Origin of the sequence: Agrobacterium sp. El2ro-1b, from assembly GCF_048298475.1 — a bacterium.
Taxonomy (GTDB): domain Bacteria; phylum Pseudomonadota; class Alphaproteobacteria; order Rhizobiales; family Rhizobiaceae; genus Agrobacterium; species Agrobacterium fabrum.
Genome location: NZ_CP103458.1, coordinates 1,387,593 through 1,402,639 on the forward strand (window position 1 = coordinate 1,387,593; position 15,047 = coordinate 1,402,639).

The following is a 15,047-nucleotide window of genomic DNA, read 5'->3' on the forward strand; positions in this document are numbered from 1 at the left end:
AACCAGGCGTTAGCTCAGGCCCGCCAGATGCCCGCTGAATTGGGCCTCGTGCAACCGGCTGTAGTGGCCCTTGGCGGCCAGAAGCTCGGCATGGGCGCCGGTTTCGGCAATGCCGGTCTGGTCCACCACCACGATGCGCGAGGCATCACGGATCGTCGCCAGCCGGTGGGCGATGACGAGCGTGGTCCGGCCCTTGGCAAGCTCCGTCAGCGATTGCTGAATGGCGCGTTCGGTTTCCGTGTCGAGCGCCGAGGTCGCCTCATCGAGAATGAGGATCGGCGGGTTTTTGAGGAACATGCGGGCAATGGCAAGACGCTGCTTCTGCCCGCCCGACAACTTCACGCCGCGCTCGCCGATGACGGTGTCGAGCCCGAGCGGCATGGCCTCGATGACGCCATCGAGACGGGCGCGCCTTGCGGCATCCATGATTTCCTCATCGGATGCGCCAAGCCGGCCATATTCGATATTCTCGCGGATCGTGCCGCCGAACAGGAAAACATCCTGCTGCACGATGCCGATCTGGTTGCGCAGCGAGGCGAGCTTCATTTTCCTGATGTCGATGCCATCGATGGTGATCGAACCGCTGGTGACATCGTAAAAGCGCGGCAGCAGCGAGCAGAGCGTCGTCTTGCCCGCACCGGAGGGGCCGACAAAGGCCACGGTCTCGCCGGCGCTGATCTTCAGGTCGATATTGTCGAGAACCCGTTTGCCCTCGGCATAACCGAAACCGACATGGCGATATTCGATGGCGCCTGACAGAGCCGGCGCGTCGATGGCGTCAGGCGCGTCGACGATGTCGGGCGCTGTATCCAGAAGTTCGGTGAAGCGGCGGAAACCGGCAATACCCTTCGGATAGGTCTCGATGACCGAATTGATCTTTTCCACCGGGCGGAAAAACACGCCGACCAGCAGCAGGAAACCGACAAAGCCGCCTTCCGTCAGGCTGCCATTGAGAACGAACCACGCACCGCAGATCATCACGATCATCTGCGTCAGACGCATGCTCATATAACTGAGCGAGGTGCTGGCCGCCATGATCTTGTAGGCATCCAGCTTGGTGCGGCGATATTTCTGGTTGTCCTTCTCGAACAGCGAGCGTTCATGGTCTTCATTGGCGAAGGCCTGCACCACCCGCATGCCGCCGACATTTTCCTCGATACGGGCGTTGAAATCCCCCACCCGGCCATAAAGCGCGCGAAAATTCTGCGTCATGCGGCCGCCATAACGGCTGGTTACCCAGGCGGTGACCGGCACGACGGCGGCGGTGACGAGCGCCAGTTGCACATTGACCGACATCATAAGCAGGAAAGCGCCGATGAAGGTCATGATGGCGATGAACAGATCCTCCGGGCCGTGATGGGCCACCTCGCCGATCTCTTCCAGATCCTTGGTCAGCCGCCCGACCAGATGGCCGGTCTTCTGGTTGTCGAAATAACGGAACGAGAGTTTTTGCAGGTGATCGAAGGCCAGCCGCCGCATGTCGGTTTCGATATTGATGCCGAGCATGTGTCCCCAATAGGTGACGGTCGCCATCAGCCCGGTATTCAGCACATAAATGACCAGCAGACCCACCGAGGCGGCGAGGATGATCCCCCATTGGCCGCCCGGCAGAAGCACGTCGACAAAGGCCTTCACCGCCATCGGAAAACCGAGTTCGAGCACGCCCGACAGGACCGCGCAGGAAAAATCGAGAATGAACAGACCGCGATAGGGACGGTAATAGGCGAAGAAACGGCGAAGCATGGCATGACCTGGAGATCGGGCGCGGCAATCTGACGCCGCGGAAAACGGGAGTTTAATTGTCATATTTCAATGCGCGCGCCAAGACCGATGTTCTATTTTTACCAAAATCGTTCAATAGCTTCCGCAATAAACACACAACGGTAATGTGATCCGGTTATATTGCACTTATATGTATCGGTGTGACAAAGTGAATGCACCCCTTTGAGGGGAGAATGCGAGAAAGAGCCTGCCGTGAGTAACATTGACAGCCGTAAGCAGAATGGCGAACCGAGATGGCTTGGTCCCGCCAGCCCGACGCGGATCGCCCTGATACCGCCCATATCGGCTGCGCGCTGGCTGCTCCTTCTGGTCGTCCTTGCGGGCATCTATTTCTTCAACGGCTTTCTGGTTCCGGTTCTCGCTGCCCTCGTCATCGGTTTCGCCAGCTGGCCGGTCTATACGCGGCTTTTGCGGCAGGTGGGCGGCAACACCACGCTCGGCGCCACCATTGCCATCATCCTCATCATCGCCTTCCTCGTGGTGCCGATCTTCATCGCCGCCTCCTATACGGCAACCGAAATCCGCGAATGGTTCGGCTGGGCGGTGCATGTCAACAAGGCGGGCGCTCCCGTGCCGGACTGGATCGCGGCGCTGCCGGGCATCGGCCCCTGGCTCGGCGAACAATGGGTGAAATATATCGGCACGCCGGGCGCCATCGGCGAAGTGATCCAGCTCGTCAGCGGTGCCAATATCGGCAATATCTACCGGGCGATCCTCGCCGCCGGCAACGGCGCGTTCCATCTGGTGCTGACCCTGCTGTTCATGTTGATCGCGCTGTTCTTCGTGTATCGCAACGGCGCCGGCTTCACCCGCCAGATCGATCTCGTGGGTGAGCGCATCCTGCCGACGCGCTGGGAACGCATCTCCCGCGTCGTGCCCGCCACCATCAGCTCCACCGTCACGGGCATGACGCTGATCGCCATCGGCGAAGGCATCATCCTTGGCATCGCCTACTGGATCGCCGGCGTGCCCTCGCCCGTCACGCTCGGCGTGCTCACCGGCGTCATGGCCCTCATTCCGGGCGGCGCGCCGCTCTCCTTCACGCTCGTCTCGATCTATCTGGTCGCCAGCGGCTCGCCCGCACACGGGCTGGCGCTGTTCGTCTGGGGTTCGGTCGAACTCTTCATCGTCGACAAGACCATCCGCCCGAAGCTCGTCGGCGGCCCGATCAAGCTGCCCTTCCTGCCGACCTTTTTCGGCCTCGTCGGCGGCGTCAAGACCATGGGCTTCCTCGGCCTCTTCATCGGCCCGGTGCTGATGGCGCTGCTGGTCGCGATCTGGCGCGAATGGGTGCGTGAAGTGGAAATTTCCGCTGCCGTCAGCGCCGAGCTTCCGCCTCCGCCGCTCACACAGAACGATCCGGCCACGGAGGCTGTTTCGCATGAGGACGACAACGACGAAACGACAGCGTTTCGGAAAGCGGCTTTTTGATTGGTGAAGCCTGAGGCAGATGCCGCGGTTTGGATAAAGATAGATAATCCGCGAATCTTGCATCCGTCCATGCTCGGGCTCGTTTCGCGCATCTACGACTTATCGGTTCTCCGGTACGGGATTTGATTTTCGGTACGTTGCCGTCAGCCTCAAGTTTAAGTTCTCATTGAGGTCTGAAACGGGTTGGGAACGGTAAATACACCATCGGCGTCATCCTCGGCCCTGTGCCGAGGATCTAATCACGTCGAAAAATCAATCGGTTGCAGATAACAGGGACAAGCCCGAGGATGACGTTGGAGTGTTTGACGCGATCTGTTGTCCGTCGTCCGCGCTACTTTTCATGGCGTGTCAATTCCTTCGTTCCGGACACTGCAAGGTCGCGGCGAACCTGTGCCGTAGACTTAAAGCACCTTCTCCATGAACAGGCTGAGCGGATCGGGCTTATAGGGCGCAAAGGCCTCGATCTCCACAAATCCCGCCTTGCGGTAAAGGCCGATCGCCTCCGGCTGGCTGATGCCGGTTTCGAGCCGTATGGCGGAGAGACCAAGCTCCATGCCACGCGCAACAAGCGTGTCCATGATCAGCTGGCCGATCCGCAATCCCCGCGCCTCGGGATCAACGAACATGCGCTTCACCTCCGCCGTGCCGTCACCCGCCTCCACCAGCGAGCCGCAGCCGACGACTCGGCCATCGTGCCGCGCCACGAAAAACGAGACATTGTCCTTCTCGAGCGCGCCGATATCGACCAGGTGATTGCTCTCGGCGGGGTAAAGCGAGGCCATATAGGTGTTGGAGAGATCGATGAGGCGCAGAACGGCTTCCTGGCGCGGCGTTTCAAGCTTGATTTCGATGGCCAATGCGATGCCTGCTTTCTTTCAAAAAATGCGTATTTCGTCGTAATGTCACTGCAATCGGGATAGATGAGTTTCTAGAGCATTATTCCCGACAGAGGCAACCACACCCCATGAAAACAGCCCTCGTTCTCATGACCTTCCTTGGCTGCGACGACAGCGCCACCGATTGCCATTACCTCGCGACTTCACAGCAGCGCTGGACGAGCATCGAACTGTGCGACGCCGTGTCGGAAAAGGAGCTGGAACGCTTCGCTAACGCCTCCTATCCGGTCGTGGTGGCCGTGTGCCAGACACCGGGTGAGCAGACCCCGCAGACGGCCGGCACACAGCCTCCCGCCAATGCACAGCAGGCAACCGCAGAGGTTACGCCGAAGGAAGAGGAAAGCCTCACCAAACAGGCGATCGGCCGCGTCAGCCGCATCCTTCCTTCCACCGAGGGCATAAAGCACTTTCTGGGAACGCCGGTGAGGATGGTTGAAAACAGCTATTCGTGGATTGCCAAGCGATTCGATAAGTGATTGCGGGTGATGACTTTGGGCTGTTGTGGTGGATATCGCAGCTGAGCATTGCAAAAATGCTCAGCCCTCACGCCGCCTCGACCGAAAGTGCTTCCGCATAATAGCGGGCCTTTTGCCGCTCTTCCGCAATGGCGAGCTTGCGCACGGCATGCAGCAGTTCGAACAACGTTTCCGAGCCGCTGACGTCGCGGAAATGCGCCAGCAATTCGGCCGAGACGGAGGCCGCCGCTTCCGAAAGCTGCGAACGGGCGGCGCGGCGCCACATCAGCGTTGCCGCAATGAAGACGTCGACGACATCACCCGAAAGGCCGATCGACTGGAACAGGGCCTTCAGCGCATGCGGCCGCCCGGTTGCCAGAATGGCCCGCACCTTGCGGTCATCCAGACCGGAGAGATTGACCATTGCCGCCGTGAAGAACTCCAGCCGGCCCGAACAGACGGCATGGATCAGCAGCGCAGGCGTCAGCTCCAGCCGCTGGCGAAGATGCTCCACCAGCGCCGGCAGTTCCGGTGAAGAAACGCCGGCAGCGATGAGAATGGTGGCGGAATCTTCCGCTTCCCGAAACAGACTGTCGGCGCGGTTGCGGGCGATCATCGCATTGACGAGCCCCGACCCGGCGAGCGCTTCGCTGATGCGGCCCACCAGCAGGTGGCGCGCATCGGCAGGCAGCGACTCACGGCGAAGCAGGAGATCGCGGATGTCGGCATTCGAGCCGTGACGCTCGGCAATGCGCCGCAGCGAAAACGGCGTGATGAAGGCATCGTCATTTTCGAGCAGGATGAAGGTTTCCGGCAGGTCACCGACCTCGGCGAGCGCTGCGCAGACGCCACGCGGCAGGCCCGGTCTTGCAGCGATCAGGGAACGCGTCAGGCTTTCGCCGCGCCCGGCCAGATCGACCAGATCGGCCTCACCGAGAACCGGCGAACGGGCAATCACCGTGCAGGCGATTTCCGGCTGATCTTCGGCAAGCGAAACGAGAATAGCGCGCGGTGCGTCATGGGCATCCGCCAGCGCCTCGGCAAGCGCCAGCCGCACACGCGGTGAAGGATCATCCAGCAGATAGGTCATCGCCATATAGGCGGCATCGCGGTTTTCCCGCGCCATGTCGGCCTGCAGATAGGCACGGCCGAGCGCATTGGCGGCTTTTGCCCGCTCGCCCGATCCGGCCTTTTCAGACCAGCGAAGAAATGCCTGTACGATCACCTGAGCCTCGAAACACATTCATACACTGGATGACTGCATCATCGCCGCCACCATGTATGAAACTCTAGGCACAAATGGTTTACGTTTGGTTCACCATAAAATTTAACCCTTGCCGGCGAAGGATTATACTGACGGCGCAGCAGAGGGGCGCTGTAGCTGGAATACATCGCTGCCGCCATCGCAATAATCCATATAGCCCATGCGCGCCACCGGACGCGCAAGCCCCATATCGATGCGGCCATCCCGAATGATCGTCTCATCGATATGGATCGCCATGACCTGCCCGATCACCATCCATGATTCGGTCGGTTTGCCGTCGATATCGGTGAGCTGCTGGATCTGCGTCGCCCGGCACTCCAGAACCGCCAGAGCTTCGCGCACGAAGGGTGCATCGACCACCCGCCCGTCAACGGCGGTGAGACCGGCAAGGGCGAACTCATCGACATCATACGCAACCGGCGCGGAAGACGCGTTCATCCGGTCGACAAGATGGCGGCTGACGAGATTGGCGGTAAAGACGCCGGTCTCCTCGACGTTGCGCAGGCTGTCCTTGCGGCCGCTCGAGGAAAACATGACGAGCTTCGGCCTGTCCGAAATCGCGTTGAAGAAGGAATAGGGAGAGAGGTTCAAGACACCCTCCCTGCCCTTCGAACCGATCCAGCCGATCGGCCGCGGCGCGACGATCGCCTTGAATGGATCATGCGGCAGGCCGTGCTGATTGGTGTCGGTCGTATAGAACATCAGACGTCACCAACCCAGGTGACGACATCCGCCAACTCGGGGCGTGGCCGCTCCACCGGCGGGAATGTCGTCGAGCCGATGTGGATATAACCCGCGACCTTCTCTTCTCCGCTGACGCCGATCTCCGCAAGGAAGGCCGGGTCGAAAGCAAGCCACTCCGTCAGCCAGTTAGCAGCAAAACCGCTGGCATTGGCTGCGAAGATGACGTTGAGGCACACCGCGCCGGCGGACATGATCTGCTCCCATTCCGGGATTTTGAAATGCGGTTTTGCGGTGCTGATGACGGCGATGACGACAGGCGCGCGGGTGAAGCGCGTGCGTTCCACCTCCTGCTGCTGCAGATCGAGATCGGGGTTCTTCTCGCGCGCGATCCTGAGCGCCGCCTCACCGAGACGCACCCGCTCCTCGCCGCGATAAACGACGAAGCGCCAGGGGGCGAGCTTGCCATGGTCGGGCACGCGCACGGCAAGGCGCAGGATTTCCTCGATTTCCCCTTTCGAAGGGCCGGGTTCGCTGAGTTGCAGGGCCGGCGTGGAGCGGCGAACCCTGAGGTAATCGAGGAGCTTGATATCGCTGGTCATGATCAAAAATCTTCCATTCTGCTGTCATCGCGAAACTAGGGCCTTGAAATAGCCATGGCATTGGTTTTGAAGTGATCCGGGAAAAACAAGAAGTCAATCGGTATCGAAAATGTCGGCAATCAAAATCGCGGCACGTCTGGCCATTGCGTTCGCCGCGATCGGCGTTTTATCGGAAGCGGCCTTTTCGCAGGATGCCTTTAAAGACTTCAAGCAGCTCGGCGGCACGCCGAAAATGCCCAAACTCAACGCTTTCACCGCCCCTTCCGCTCCCGATGCCCCGACAAGCACCGCGCGCGATATCGCCATGGAAGCGAAGTTGACGAGCGAAGGCGACGCGGTGAAGGAAGGCCTCTCCTGGCGTGTCTTCAGCCCCATTCCGGGCACTGACGGCAAGCTGCCGATGCTGGCAAGTTCCGAGGGTGGTTCGGCGCAGTTTCATCTCGTGCCCGGCGAATATTTCGTCAACGTCGCCTTCGGCCGTGCGGGCGTTACCAAGAAGCTCAACGTGCCGGCCTCCGGTAATGTCCAGAAACAGGTGCTGATCCTCGATGCCGGCGGCTTCGTGCTGAATGCGATTGCAGGCTCCGACAAGCAGATTTCCGGCAACCAGCTGAAATTCTCCGTCTATTCCTCCGACGCCCGTCCGGATGGCGAACGCGGCCTCGTGATGGCCGATATCAAGCCCAACACCATCGTGCGGCTGAATGCCGGCACCTATCATGTGGTTTCCGAATATGGCAACGTCAACGCGGTGGTGCGCGCCGATATCCAGGTCGAAGCCGGCAAGCTGACCGAAGCGACGCTGCAGCACCAGGCAGCACAGATCACTCTCAAGCTCGTCTCCGAAGCCGGCGGCGAAGCCATTGCCGATACGGCCTGGTCGGTGCTGAACGGCGGCGGCGACGTGGTGAATGAAAGCGTCAGCGCCTTTTCGACCATGGTGCTGGCCGAAGGCGAATATACCGCCATCGCCCGCAACAAGGAAAAGGTCTACCAGCGCAACTTCAAGGTCACGTCCGGCCGGGATTCGGATGTGGAAGTGCTGATGAAGGACCAGGCGCCGGAAGACATGACCGGGGATTTTGAGTAGGTCGCGAAGCCGATCCTGAGACAGGTGGCGAAATCCGAAAAGCTCTCCTCCGTCATGCCGGACTGGATCCGGCATCCAGCCACGACGCGTCTGCGTCGTGAGAGGAGTCTTTCGCGATCAAAGACTTGATCGCACTGGACCCCGGATCTAGTCCGGGGTGACGGAGTGCGGATGCTCCTTTTCTGCCACTGTTAGCACCGCCTAAAAACATCGCCCCGCAAACAAAAACGGCCCCCGAAGGGGCCGTAACTGTTATCAGGCAACCTGCTTTTTCGCCGCAAGCTTGCGCTTCACATCCGGCGGCGTCGCCTCGTCCACAAGGCTGGTGATCGCCTCTTCGAGCGACATCGACGTCTGGTTCTGCGAACCGAGACGGCGAATGTTGACGGTGCGCTCTTCCGCTTCCTTGCGGCCGCAGACGATGATCACCGGAACCTTGGTCACCGAGTGTTCGCGGACCTTGTAGTTGATCTTCTCGTTACGGAAGTCGGTTTCCACCGCCATGCCCGCCTCGCGCAGCGCTTCGGCAACCTCGCGGCCGTAATCGTCCGCATCCGAGGTGATCGTCGCGACCACGACCTGAAGCGGCGCGAACCAGAGCGGCATGTGACCGGCGAAGTTCTCGATCAGAATGCCGAGGAAGCGCTCCATGGAGCCGCAGATGGCGCGATGGATCATCACCGGCTGCGTCTTTTCCGAATTCTGGTCGATGTAGAAGGCGCCGAAACGTTCCGGCAGGTTGAAGTCGACCTGCGTCGTGCCGCACTGCCATTCACGGCCGATGGCGTCCTTCAGCGTATATTCGAACTTCGGCCCGTAGAACGCACCCTCGCCCGGCAGGATGCCGGTCTTGATGCGGCCGCCGGACTGCTCCTCGATGGTCTTTAGAACCTCCAGCATCACGCTTTCGGCGCGATCCCAGAGATCGTCGGAACCCACGCGCTTGTCCGGGCGCGTCGAAAGCTTGACGACGATCTCGCTGAAACCGAAATCCTCATAGACGGAGAGGATCAGGTCGTTGATGCGCAGGCATTCCGCCGCCATCTGCTCTTCGGTGCAGAAGACATGCGCATCGTCCTGCGTAAAGCCGCGAACGCGCATCAGGCCGTGCAGCGCACCCGACGCCTCATAACGATGCACGTTGCCGAATTCTGCAAGACGCACAGGCATTTCGCGGTAAGACTTCAAGCCATGCTTGAAGATCTGAACGTGACCGGGGCAGTTCATCGGCTTCAAGGCAAAGACGCGCTGATCGGCTTCCTTGTCATCGGGATGGGTAAAGGCATGGGCGGATTTCACCGCGAACATGTTCTCCTGATACCAGCCCCAGTGACCGGAGGTTTCCCACAGCGACTTGTCCAGCACCTGCGGCGCATTGACTTCCTGATAGGTATTGGCGAGACGCCGGCGCATATAGGCCGTCAGCGTCTGGAACATGCGCCAGCCCTTGCCGTGCCAGAACACCACGCCCGGACCTTCTTCCTGGAAATGGAACAGGTCCATTTCGCGGCCAAGGCGGCGGTGGTCGCGCTTTTCGGCTTCGGCCAGCACGTGCAGATAATTGTCGAGCTCTTCCTGCGTCGCCCAGGCGGTGCCGTAGATGCGCGACAGCATCGCATTGTTGCTATCACCACGCCAATAGGCGCCGGCCACCTTCATCAGCTTGAAGGCCGTACCGATCTGGCCCGTCGAGGCCATATGCGGACCACGGCAGAGATCGAACCAGTCGCCCTGATAATAGATCTTAAGGTCCTGACCTTCAGGAATGGCATCGACCAGCTCGACCTTGTAGTTCTCACCCTTGGCGGCAAAAACTTCCTTGGCCTTTTCGCGCGACCAGATTTCGCGGGTGAACGGCTTGTTGCGCTGAATGATCTCCTTCATCCGCTTCTCGATCTTCGGCAGATCTTCCGGCGTGAAGGGTTCGTTCTTGGCGAAGTCGTAATAAAAGCCGTTCTCTATGACAGGACCGATCGTCACCTGCGTGCCGGGCCACAGTTCCTGCACGGCTTCCGCCATGACGTGAGCGGCATCGTGGCGGATGAGCTCCAGCGCACGGCCGTCTTCACGCGTGACGATCTCTATTTTGCCATCGGTGATGGTCTCGGACAAATCGCGCACGGTGCCGTCAAGCGCAATGGCGACGGCCTTCTTGGCAAGCGATTTTGAGATGGATTCGGCGACCTCACGGCCGGTCGTACCGGCGGGGTAGCTGCGCACGGATCCATCGGGAAATGTAAGGGAAATGGCTTCAGACATCGTCTCGTGCTCCTGTCCAGTCCCGCCAACGAATGCGGGTGGTGTTGGAATAATGATCTGCCCGCGATAAGCGAACAGGCAGGCTGATAAAGGCTTTTGCCATTCCAGTCAAAGGTGAAGGGCAGGTCAGCGAAGCATTTCCGCGAGACCATTGACCGTATTGGCGTTGCGGGTCGTGCCGATACCAAGCCGTTTGGTGGTCAGGACCGACAGCAGCCGGCTCTCGCTTGGTTTACCCTGAAAATCGATCCACAGGTCGCCGCCGACCACGGCAACCTCTTCCCGCTGACGGGACTTGTCGAATAATCCGAGAACGTTCCCGTCCAGCGGCTCCCGCATGACCCGAACGCAGACGTCAGGCGGATTGCCGTGCGGAAACGGATTGTCCTCCGCCAGTTTCAGCCAGTCGCTACCCGAACGAACGAGAATATCGACATGTTTGCCGAAACGGGCCTCAAAGGCACGCTCCAGCCTGTCCTCGATCGCGCGAACAGGTGCCGCCTCAGTGCTAAAAACCAGATTTCCGGTCGCGACAAGCGTCCTGCAGTCGGCAAATCCCAACTCTTCCGCCAGTGTCCTGAGATCGGCCATGATGAGCCGCTTGCCGGGGCCGAGCACGATGCTGTGCAGCAGGGCCACATAGTCATTCATCGATGCCGGCTCCAATAACGCCACGGCATCCACCAGCGCTTGCTGCCATCGAGTTCTTCCGGCACCGGATCCAGCCCGCTGGTGCCGCCAGGGCCGCAGCGCGCCACACGAAACAGCGCCATCCAGCCGCCAGCCCAGAGCCCATGGCGGGCAATCGCCTCATAGCCATATTCGGAACAGGTGGGAATATGACGGCAGGAGTTGCCGACAAAGCCCGATAGCGTCAGCTGATAAAGCCTGATGAAGCCGACGCCGAAAAGCCGTCCCGGTGTCTTCGCAAAGCTGCCCGCCCAATTGCGCGATCGCCCGGCTTTCGCCGCTGTCTTCTCATGCCGGCAGCCCGGTTCGCCGCACATCGACTAACCCGCAACGTTGAGAGCCGGCCGGCCTTCGATCTGGTCGAGCGCATCGACCACCGCCTCGAAGGTCAGCATGGTGGAAGCGTGGCGCGCCTTGAAATCCCTGACCGGCAAAAGCACTCGCATGTCCGCAAAACGGCCCGTCGGCCCTTCACCGTCCTGTTTCAGCATGGCGAGCATATCTTCCCGCGCCTGCCGGATTTCGCCGGTGGAAGCCCCGACAATGTGATGCGCCATGATGGAGGCCGAGGCCTGCCCCAGTGCGCACGCACGCACTTCATGCGAAAAAGCCGTCACGGTGCCGTCTTCGACCTTCAGATAGACCTTGAGTTTAGAGCCGCATAACCGCGAGTGTTTTTCAGCACTGGCATCGGCATCATCGAGAACTCCCGTCAATGGGATATTCCCTGCAAATTCCAGAATGCGATTATTGTAGATATCGTCCATCGAAAGTGTCCGGCGCGCTCAAAAATGCCCAAAACGGGACAGGTCAGATTTTTCAAACACAGCGTTTGTCGCAGTGAAGCTTTCCTGCCCTTCATTCTCATTATATGCTAACGAGCTTTCTGGACATCAAGCCGTGATCAAATTAACGGCTCCGATACCGAAAAAACAGCATCGGTCTTGCCAAAATGCTGTAAAACAACCAGATAGCAGCAGCTGCGAACATGAGTTCGCGATGAAAAACGAATTCAGGTGCGGCCTTTACCCGCATCGGGAGAGACGGAATGGATGCGATCGTGAAGAATTTCCCCGGCGCTGGCGCAAAACCAGACGTGGCCGAAGCTCGCCCAAGCCAGGCCGAAGCGGAAGAAGCCGTGCGCGTTCTCCTGCGCTGGGCAGGAGAAAATCCGACCCGCGAAGGACTTCTGGATACGCCGAAGCGCGTCGCCAAAGCCTATCGCGAGCTTTTTGCCGGTTATGAGCTGAATGTTCAGGACGTGCTTGGCACGACCTTCGAGGAAGTCGGCGGTTATGACGATGTGGTGCTGGTGCGCGACATCCCCTTCTTCTCCCATTGCGAGCACCATATGGTGCCGATCGTCGGCAAGGCGCATGTCGCCTATCTTCCGGCCGGCCGTGTGCTTGGCCTGTCGAAGATCGCCCGCGTCGTCGAAATCTTCGGCCGCCGCCTGCAGACGCAGGAAAACATGACGGCGCAGATCGCAAGATCGATCGAAGAAACGCTGAAACCGCGTGGCGTGGCCGTCATGATCGACGCCGAACATATGTGCATGTCCATGCGCGGCGTAAACAAGCAAGGGTCCACGACGCTGACCACCAGCTTCACCGGCACGTTCAAGAACGATCCGGCCGAGCAGGTGCGCTTCATGACCATGGTGCGGAACCGCTGAACATCGGACCGGAAACTGTAGCGCGGGTTTCCTGAAACCCGCTGCTCACACAAAATTTTGGAGTGGCGGACTGATTCCATGTCCTCCGCCGCTTTGAAACCTTCCGCTTTTCTCCCCGGGGTAGCCATGTCCATTCCCTTTCCGTCCGCGCCTGCGGACAAGGAAGTGCTCGAAAACGCAGGTCTCTTTTCGCCGAAATTCGATGCCCACGGCCTCGTCACCGCCGTGGTTACCGATGCGCGCGATGGCGAATTGCTGATGGTCGCCCATATGAATGCGGAAGCCCTGTCGCTGACGCTCGAGACCGGCATCGCGCATTATTACAGCCGCTCCCGCGACAAGATCTGGAAGAAGGGCGAAACCTCCGGCAACCTGCAGACGGTGAAGGAATTCCGCACCGATTGCGATCAGGATGCCGTATGGCTGAAGGTCTCCGTCGCCGGCCATGACGCGACCTGCCATACCGGCCGCCGCTCATGCTTTTACCGCGCTGTCGAGCTATCAAACGGCGATGCTGTGACGAAAATCACCGACGATACCCGCCATTTCGATCCGGCCACCACCTATTCGAATACATAATCGGCGACCTTCCATCGGCCGCACCAATTTGCTACCAATATAGCAGGCTCCGGGGATAAGGGCGGAACCTGAAAGGCAGGCAGGGAATGCGACCAATGTTGGGATGGGGAAATCGTCACAATAATCTTGCGGCTGGAAATCCCGAAGCCACCGGCAATGAGCCGCCCGTCACCCAGATTGTCGATACGCGCAGAATAGCGCTCGCCCTTGGCGGCGGGGCGGCCCGCGGCTGGGCCCATATCGGCGTGCTGCGGGCGCTGGACGAAGCGGGCGTGAAGATCGGCATGATCGCCGGCACCTCGATCGGCGCGCTGGTGGGCGGTTGTTATCTCGCGGGTAAGCTCGATGAACTGGAAGAATTCGCCAGGTCGCTGACGATGCGCCGCATTGCCGGCCTGCTCGACCTGACGATCGGCGGCGGTGGCCTCTTCCGCGGCATGCGGCTGACCAAGCGCATGCAGGAACATCTGGAAGGTCTGCGCGTCGAAAACCTCGACCACCCCTTTATCGCTGTCGCCACGGAACTGCGCACAGGCCATGAGGTCTGGATCCATCAGGGCGATCTCGTCACCGCGCTGCGCTCCTCCTATGCGCTGCCCGGCATCTTCGAGCCCGTGCAATGCAATGGCCGTACCCTGATCGACGGCGCGCTCGTCAATCCCGTGCCCGTTTCCGTCTGCCGGGCCTATGAGCAGGCGCTGGTCGTTGCGGTGAACCTCAATTACGATCTTTTCGGCCGTTCCGCCGTGGTCAAACACGCGGCCTCACCACAGGGCGGCGGCACACCGCCCGCGGAAACGGCGCCGCGTCCCGGCCTGCCGGGCGTCATGGTGCAGGCCTTCAACATCATTCAGGACAGGATTTCGCGCTCGCGCCTGGCGGGCGATCCGCCCGACCTCATGCTCCATCCGCGCATCAACGATATCGGCCTGTCGGAATTCCATCGCGCCAGCGAAGCCATTGACCGCGGATATCAGGAAACGCGCGCGCGTATTCCCGAACTCGAGCGCATGCAGCAGGCATTCCGGCGCTGAAGGCGAGCCCCTCGCCTCCTCACCGTGTCAGTTCCTCGTCGGAATGCCCGCCAGAACCCACCTTGCATGACAAATGGGATCATCCGGCAATATAGGCCTTGATATGCTCGGCCTCGGCCTCGATTTCGCCGATCCGCGCCTTCACCACGTCGCCAATGGAGATGATGCCGGCAAGGCGGCCATTTTCTTCAACCGGGACATGCCTGAAGCGTCCGCCGGTCATGATTTCCATCAGCTGATCGGTGGTGGAATTGTGCTGGCAGCGCACCACATTCTTGGTCATGGCGACGGAGACGGACTGCTGAAGGGAAGCCGCACCCTGGCCTGCAACGGCCTTCACGAGATCGCGCTCGGTGAAGATGCCGAGAACCACACCATCCGCGTCTGTCACGACGACGGAACCGATCTTGTGCGCATGCAGTGTGCCCGCCGCCTCACCGATGCTGACGTCGGGACCGACAGTCACGACATCCCGGCCCTTGCGGTCGAGAAGATCCTTTACGAATGTTGCCATGCCTTCCTCCTCTTTGCAGCGATTTGCAGTGCCGCAGTCTCCCCCGGCGGTTGCAAATCATGCGGTATGGTGCGCTGAGGCCCGCATGAATGCAA

At 60.2% G+C, this 15,047-nt stretch carries 16 protein-coding genes; 6 read left to right on the forward strand and 10 right to left on the reverse strand.

The genetic code is table 11. From position 1 onward, the window contains the following. Nucleotides 1-9: 9 nt before the first annotated feature. Nucleotides 10-1,743: an ABC transporter ATP-binding protein gene (locus NYR50_RS06800; protein ID WP_010971835.1), complete on the reverse strand. Its 1,734-nt coding sequence runs from the start codon at nucleotides 1,741-1,743 to the stop codon at nucleotides 10-12. A gap of 231 nt (nucleotides 1,744-1,974) precedes the next feature. Between NYR50_RS06800 and NYR50_RS06805 the strand changes: the two genes are divergently transcribed. Continuing rightward, the gene (locus NYR50_RS06805) at nucleotides 1,975-3,213 is read left to right on the forward strand and encodes an AI-2E family transporter (protein ID WP_418137176.1); all 1,239 of its coding nucleotides are present in this window, start codon (nucleotides 1,975-1,977) and stop codon (nucleotides 3,211-3,213) included. A 401-nt stretch (nucleotides 3,214-3,614) separates the two neighbouring features. Here the strand turns inward: NYR50_RS06805 and NYR50_RS06810 are convergent, their stop codons facing one another. Continuing rightward, nucleotides 3,615-4,070 (reverse strand): GNAT family N-acetyltransferase, encoded by a 456-nt coding sequence (locus NYR50_RS06810; RefSeq protein ID WP_418137177.1) that lies wholly within the window; start codon nucleotides 4,068-4,070, stop codon nucleotides 3,615-3,617. Between the two features lie 107 nt (nucleotides 4,071-4,177). Here NYR50_RS06810 and NYR50_RS06815 point away from each other — a divergent pair, with 107 nt between their 5' ends. After that, a complete protein-coding gene (locus NYR50_RS06815; RefSeq protein WP_174008653.1) occupies nucleotides 4,178-4,585 on the forward strand; it encodes a hypothetical protein in 408 nt (135 codons plus the stop codon). Nucleotides 4,586-4,652: 67 nt separating this feature from the next. On the opposite strand, the gene NYR50_RS06820 is transcribed toward NYR50_RS06815, so the two are convergent. From NYR50_RS06820 to NYR50_RS06830, 3 genes are all read right to left on the reverse strand, one after another. After that, on the reverse strand, nucleotides 4,653-5,807 hold the full coding sequence (locus tag NYR50_RS06820; RefSeq protein ID WP_418137178.1) for a DUF2336 domain-containing protein: 1,155 nt from the start codon (nucleotides 5,805-5,807) through the stop codon (nucleotides 4,653-4,655). A gap of 105 nt (nucleotides 5,808-5,912) precedes the next feature. Beyond that, a complete protein-coding gene (locus NYR50_RS06825) occupies nucleotides 5,913-6,530 on the reverse strand; it encodes a flavin reductase family protein (RefSeq protein WP_174008655.1) in 618 nt (205 codons plus the stop codon). After that, nucleotides 6,530-7,111, reverse strand: coding sequence for a nitroreductase (locus NYR50_RS06830; protein ID WP_418137179.1), 582 nt, complete (start codon nucleotides 7,109-7,111; stop codon nucleotides 6,530-6,532). Before NYR50_RS06830 ends, NYR50_RS06825 begins: the two co-directional genes overlap by 1 nt. Nucleotides 7,112-7,220: 109 nt before the next feature. Here NYR50_RS06830 and NYR50_RS06835 point away from each other — a divergent pair, with 109 nt between their 5' ends. Next, on the forward strand, nucleotides 7,221-8,201 hold the full coding sequence (locus NYR50_RS06835) for a hypothetical protein (RefSeq protein ID WP_418137180.1): 981 nt from the start codon (nucleotides 7,221-7,223) through the stop codon (nucleotides 8,199-8,201). 255 nt (nucleotides 8,202-8,456) lie between these two features. Here NYR50_RS06835 and thrS read toward each other — a convergent pair whose 3' ends face one another. From thrS to NYR50_RS06855, 4 genes are all read right to left on the reverse strand, one after another. Next, nucleotides 8,457-10,460, reverse strand: coding sequence for a threonine--tRNA ligase (gene thrS, locus NYR50_RS06840; RefSeq protein WP_418137181.1), 2,004 nt, complete (start codon nucleotides 10,458-10,460; stop codon nucleotides 8,457-8,459). Between the two features lie 126 nt (nucleotides 10,461-10,586). Then, nucleotides 10,587-11,111, reverse strand: coding sequence for a DUF1697 domain-containing protein (locus NYR50_RS06845; RefSeq protein WP_418137182.1), 525 nt, complete (start codon nucleotides 11,109-11,111; stop codon nucleotides 10,587-10,589). After that, nucleotides 11,108-11,467 (reverse strand): membrane protein insertion efficiency factor YidD, encoded by a 360-nt coding sequence (gene yidD, locus NYR50_RS06850; protein WP_418137183.1) that lies wholly within the window; start codon nucleotides 11,465-11,467, stop codon nucleotides 11,108-11,110. The genes NYR50_RS06845 and yidD overlap by 4 nt, the downstream gene beginning before the upstream one ends. A 3-nt stretch (nucleotides 11,468-11,470) precedes the next feature. After that, on the reverse strand, nucleotides 11,471-11,917 hold the full coding sequence (locus tag NYR50_RS06855) for an iron-sulfur cluster assembly scaffold protein (RefSeq protein ID WP_418137184.1): 447 nt from the start codon (nucleotides 11,915-11,917) through the stop codon (nucleotides 11,471-11,473). Nucleotides 11,918-12,198: 281 nt separating this feature from the next. Here NYR50_RS06855 and folE point away from each other — a divergent pair, with 281 nt between their 5' ends. From folE to NYR50_RS06870, 3 genes are all read left to right on the forward strand, one after another. Continuing rightward, the gene (gene folE, locus NYR50_RS06860; RefSeq protein WP_418137185.1) at nucleotides 12,199-12,825 is read left to right on the forward strand and encodes a GTP cyclohydrolase I FolE; all 627 of its coding nucleotides are present in this window, start codon (nucleotides 12,199-12,201) and stop codon (nucleotides 12,823-12,825) included. A gap of 126 nt (nucleotides 12,826-12,951) precedes the next feature. Further along, complete coding sequence (gene hisI / locus NYR50_RS06865) at nucleotides 12,952-13,404, forward strand: phosphoribosyl-AMP cyclohydrolase (protein WP_418137186.1); 453 nt, start codon at nucleotides 12,952-12,954, stop codon at nucleotides 13,402-13,404. 95 nt (nucleotides 13,405-13,499) lie between these two features. Then, nucleotides 13,500-14,438 (forward strand): patatin-like phospholipase family protein, encoded by a 939-nt coding sequence (locus NYR50_RS06870; RefSeq protein ID WP_418137187.1) that lies wholly within the window; start codon nucleotides 13,500-13,502, stop codon nucleotides 14,436-14,438. A gap of 79 nt (nucleotides 14,439-14,517) precedes the next feature. Here the strand turns inward: NYR50_RS06870 and NYR50_RS06875 are convergent, their stop codons facing one another. Beyond that, the gene (locus tag NYR50_RS06875) at nucleotides 14,518-14,952 is read right to left on the reverse strand and encodes a CBS domain-containing protein (protein ID WP_006314341.1); all 435 of its coding nucleotides are present in this window, start codon (nucleotides 14,950-14,952) and stop codon (nucleotides 14,518-14,520) included. Nucleotides 14,953-15,047 lie beyond the last annotated feature (95 nt).

Bases quoted from the DNA above. Each gene is read 5' to 3' on its own strand.
- hisI (WP_418137186.1), top strand. From the start codon at position 12,952: ATGTCCATTCCCTTTCCGTCCGCGCCTGCGGACAAGGAAGTGCTCGAA.
- yidD (WP_418137183.1), bottom strand. From the start codon at position 11,467: ATGTGCGGCGAACCGGGCTGCCGGCATGAGAAGACAGCGGCGAAAGCC.
- NYR50_RS06870 (WP_418137187.1), top strand. From the start codon at position 13,500: ATGTTGGGATGGGGAAATCGTCACAATAATCTTGCGGCTGGAAATCCC.
- NYR50_RS06825 (WP_174008655.1), bottom strand. From the start codon at position 6,530: ATGTTCTATACGACCGACACCAATCAGCACGGCCTGCCGCATGATCCA.
- folE (WP_418137185.1), top strand. From the start codon at position 12,199: ATGGATGCGATCGTGAAGAATTTCCCCGGCGCTGGCGCAAAACCAGAC.
- NYR50_RS06875 (WP_006314341.1), bottom strand. From the start codon at position 14,952: ATGGCAACATTCGTAAAGGATCTTCTCGACCGCAAGGGCCGGGATGTC.
- NYR50_RS06820 (WP_418137178.1), bottom strand. From the start codon at position 5,807: ATGTGTTTCGAGGCTCAGGTGATCGTACAGGCATTTCTTCGCTGGTCT.
- NYR50_RS06800 (WP_010971835.1), bottom strand. From the start codon at position 1,743: ATGCTTCGCCGTTTCTTCGCCTATTACCGTCCCTATCGCGGTCTGTTC.
- NYR50_RS06855 (WP_418137184.1), bottom strand. From the start codon at position 11,917: ATGGACGATATCTACAATAATCGCATTCTGGAATTTGCAGGGAATATC.
- NYR50_RS06815 (WP_174008653.1), top strand. From the start codon at position 4,178: ATGAAAACAGCCCTCGTTCTCATGACCTTCCTTGGCTGCGACGACAGC.
- NYR50_RS06835 (WP_418137180.1), top strand. From the start codon at position 7,221: ATGTCGGCAATCAAAATCGCGGCACGTCTGGCCATTGCGTTCGCCGCG.
- NYR50_RS06830 (WP_418137179.1), bottom strand. From the start codon at position 7,111: ATGACCAGCGATATCAAGCTCCTCGATTACCTCAGGGTTCGCCGCTCC.
- NYR50_RS06845 (WP_418137182.1), bottom strand. From the start codon at position 11,111: ATGAATGACTATGTGGCCCTGCTGCACAGCATCGTGCTCGGCCCCGGC.
- thrS (WP_418137181.1), bottom strand. From the start codon at position 10,460: ATGTCTGAAGCCATTTCCCTTACATTTCCCGATGGATCCGTGCGCAGC.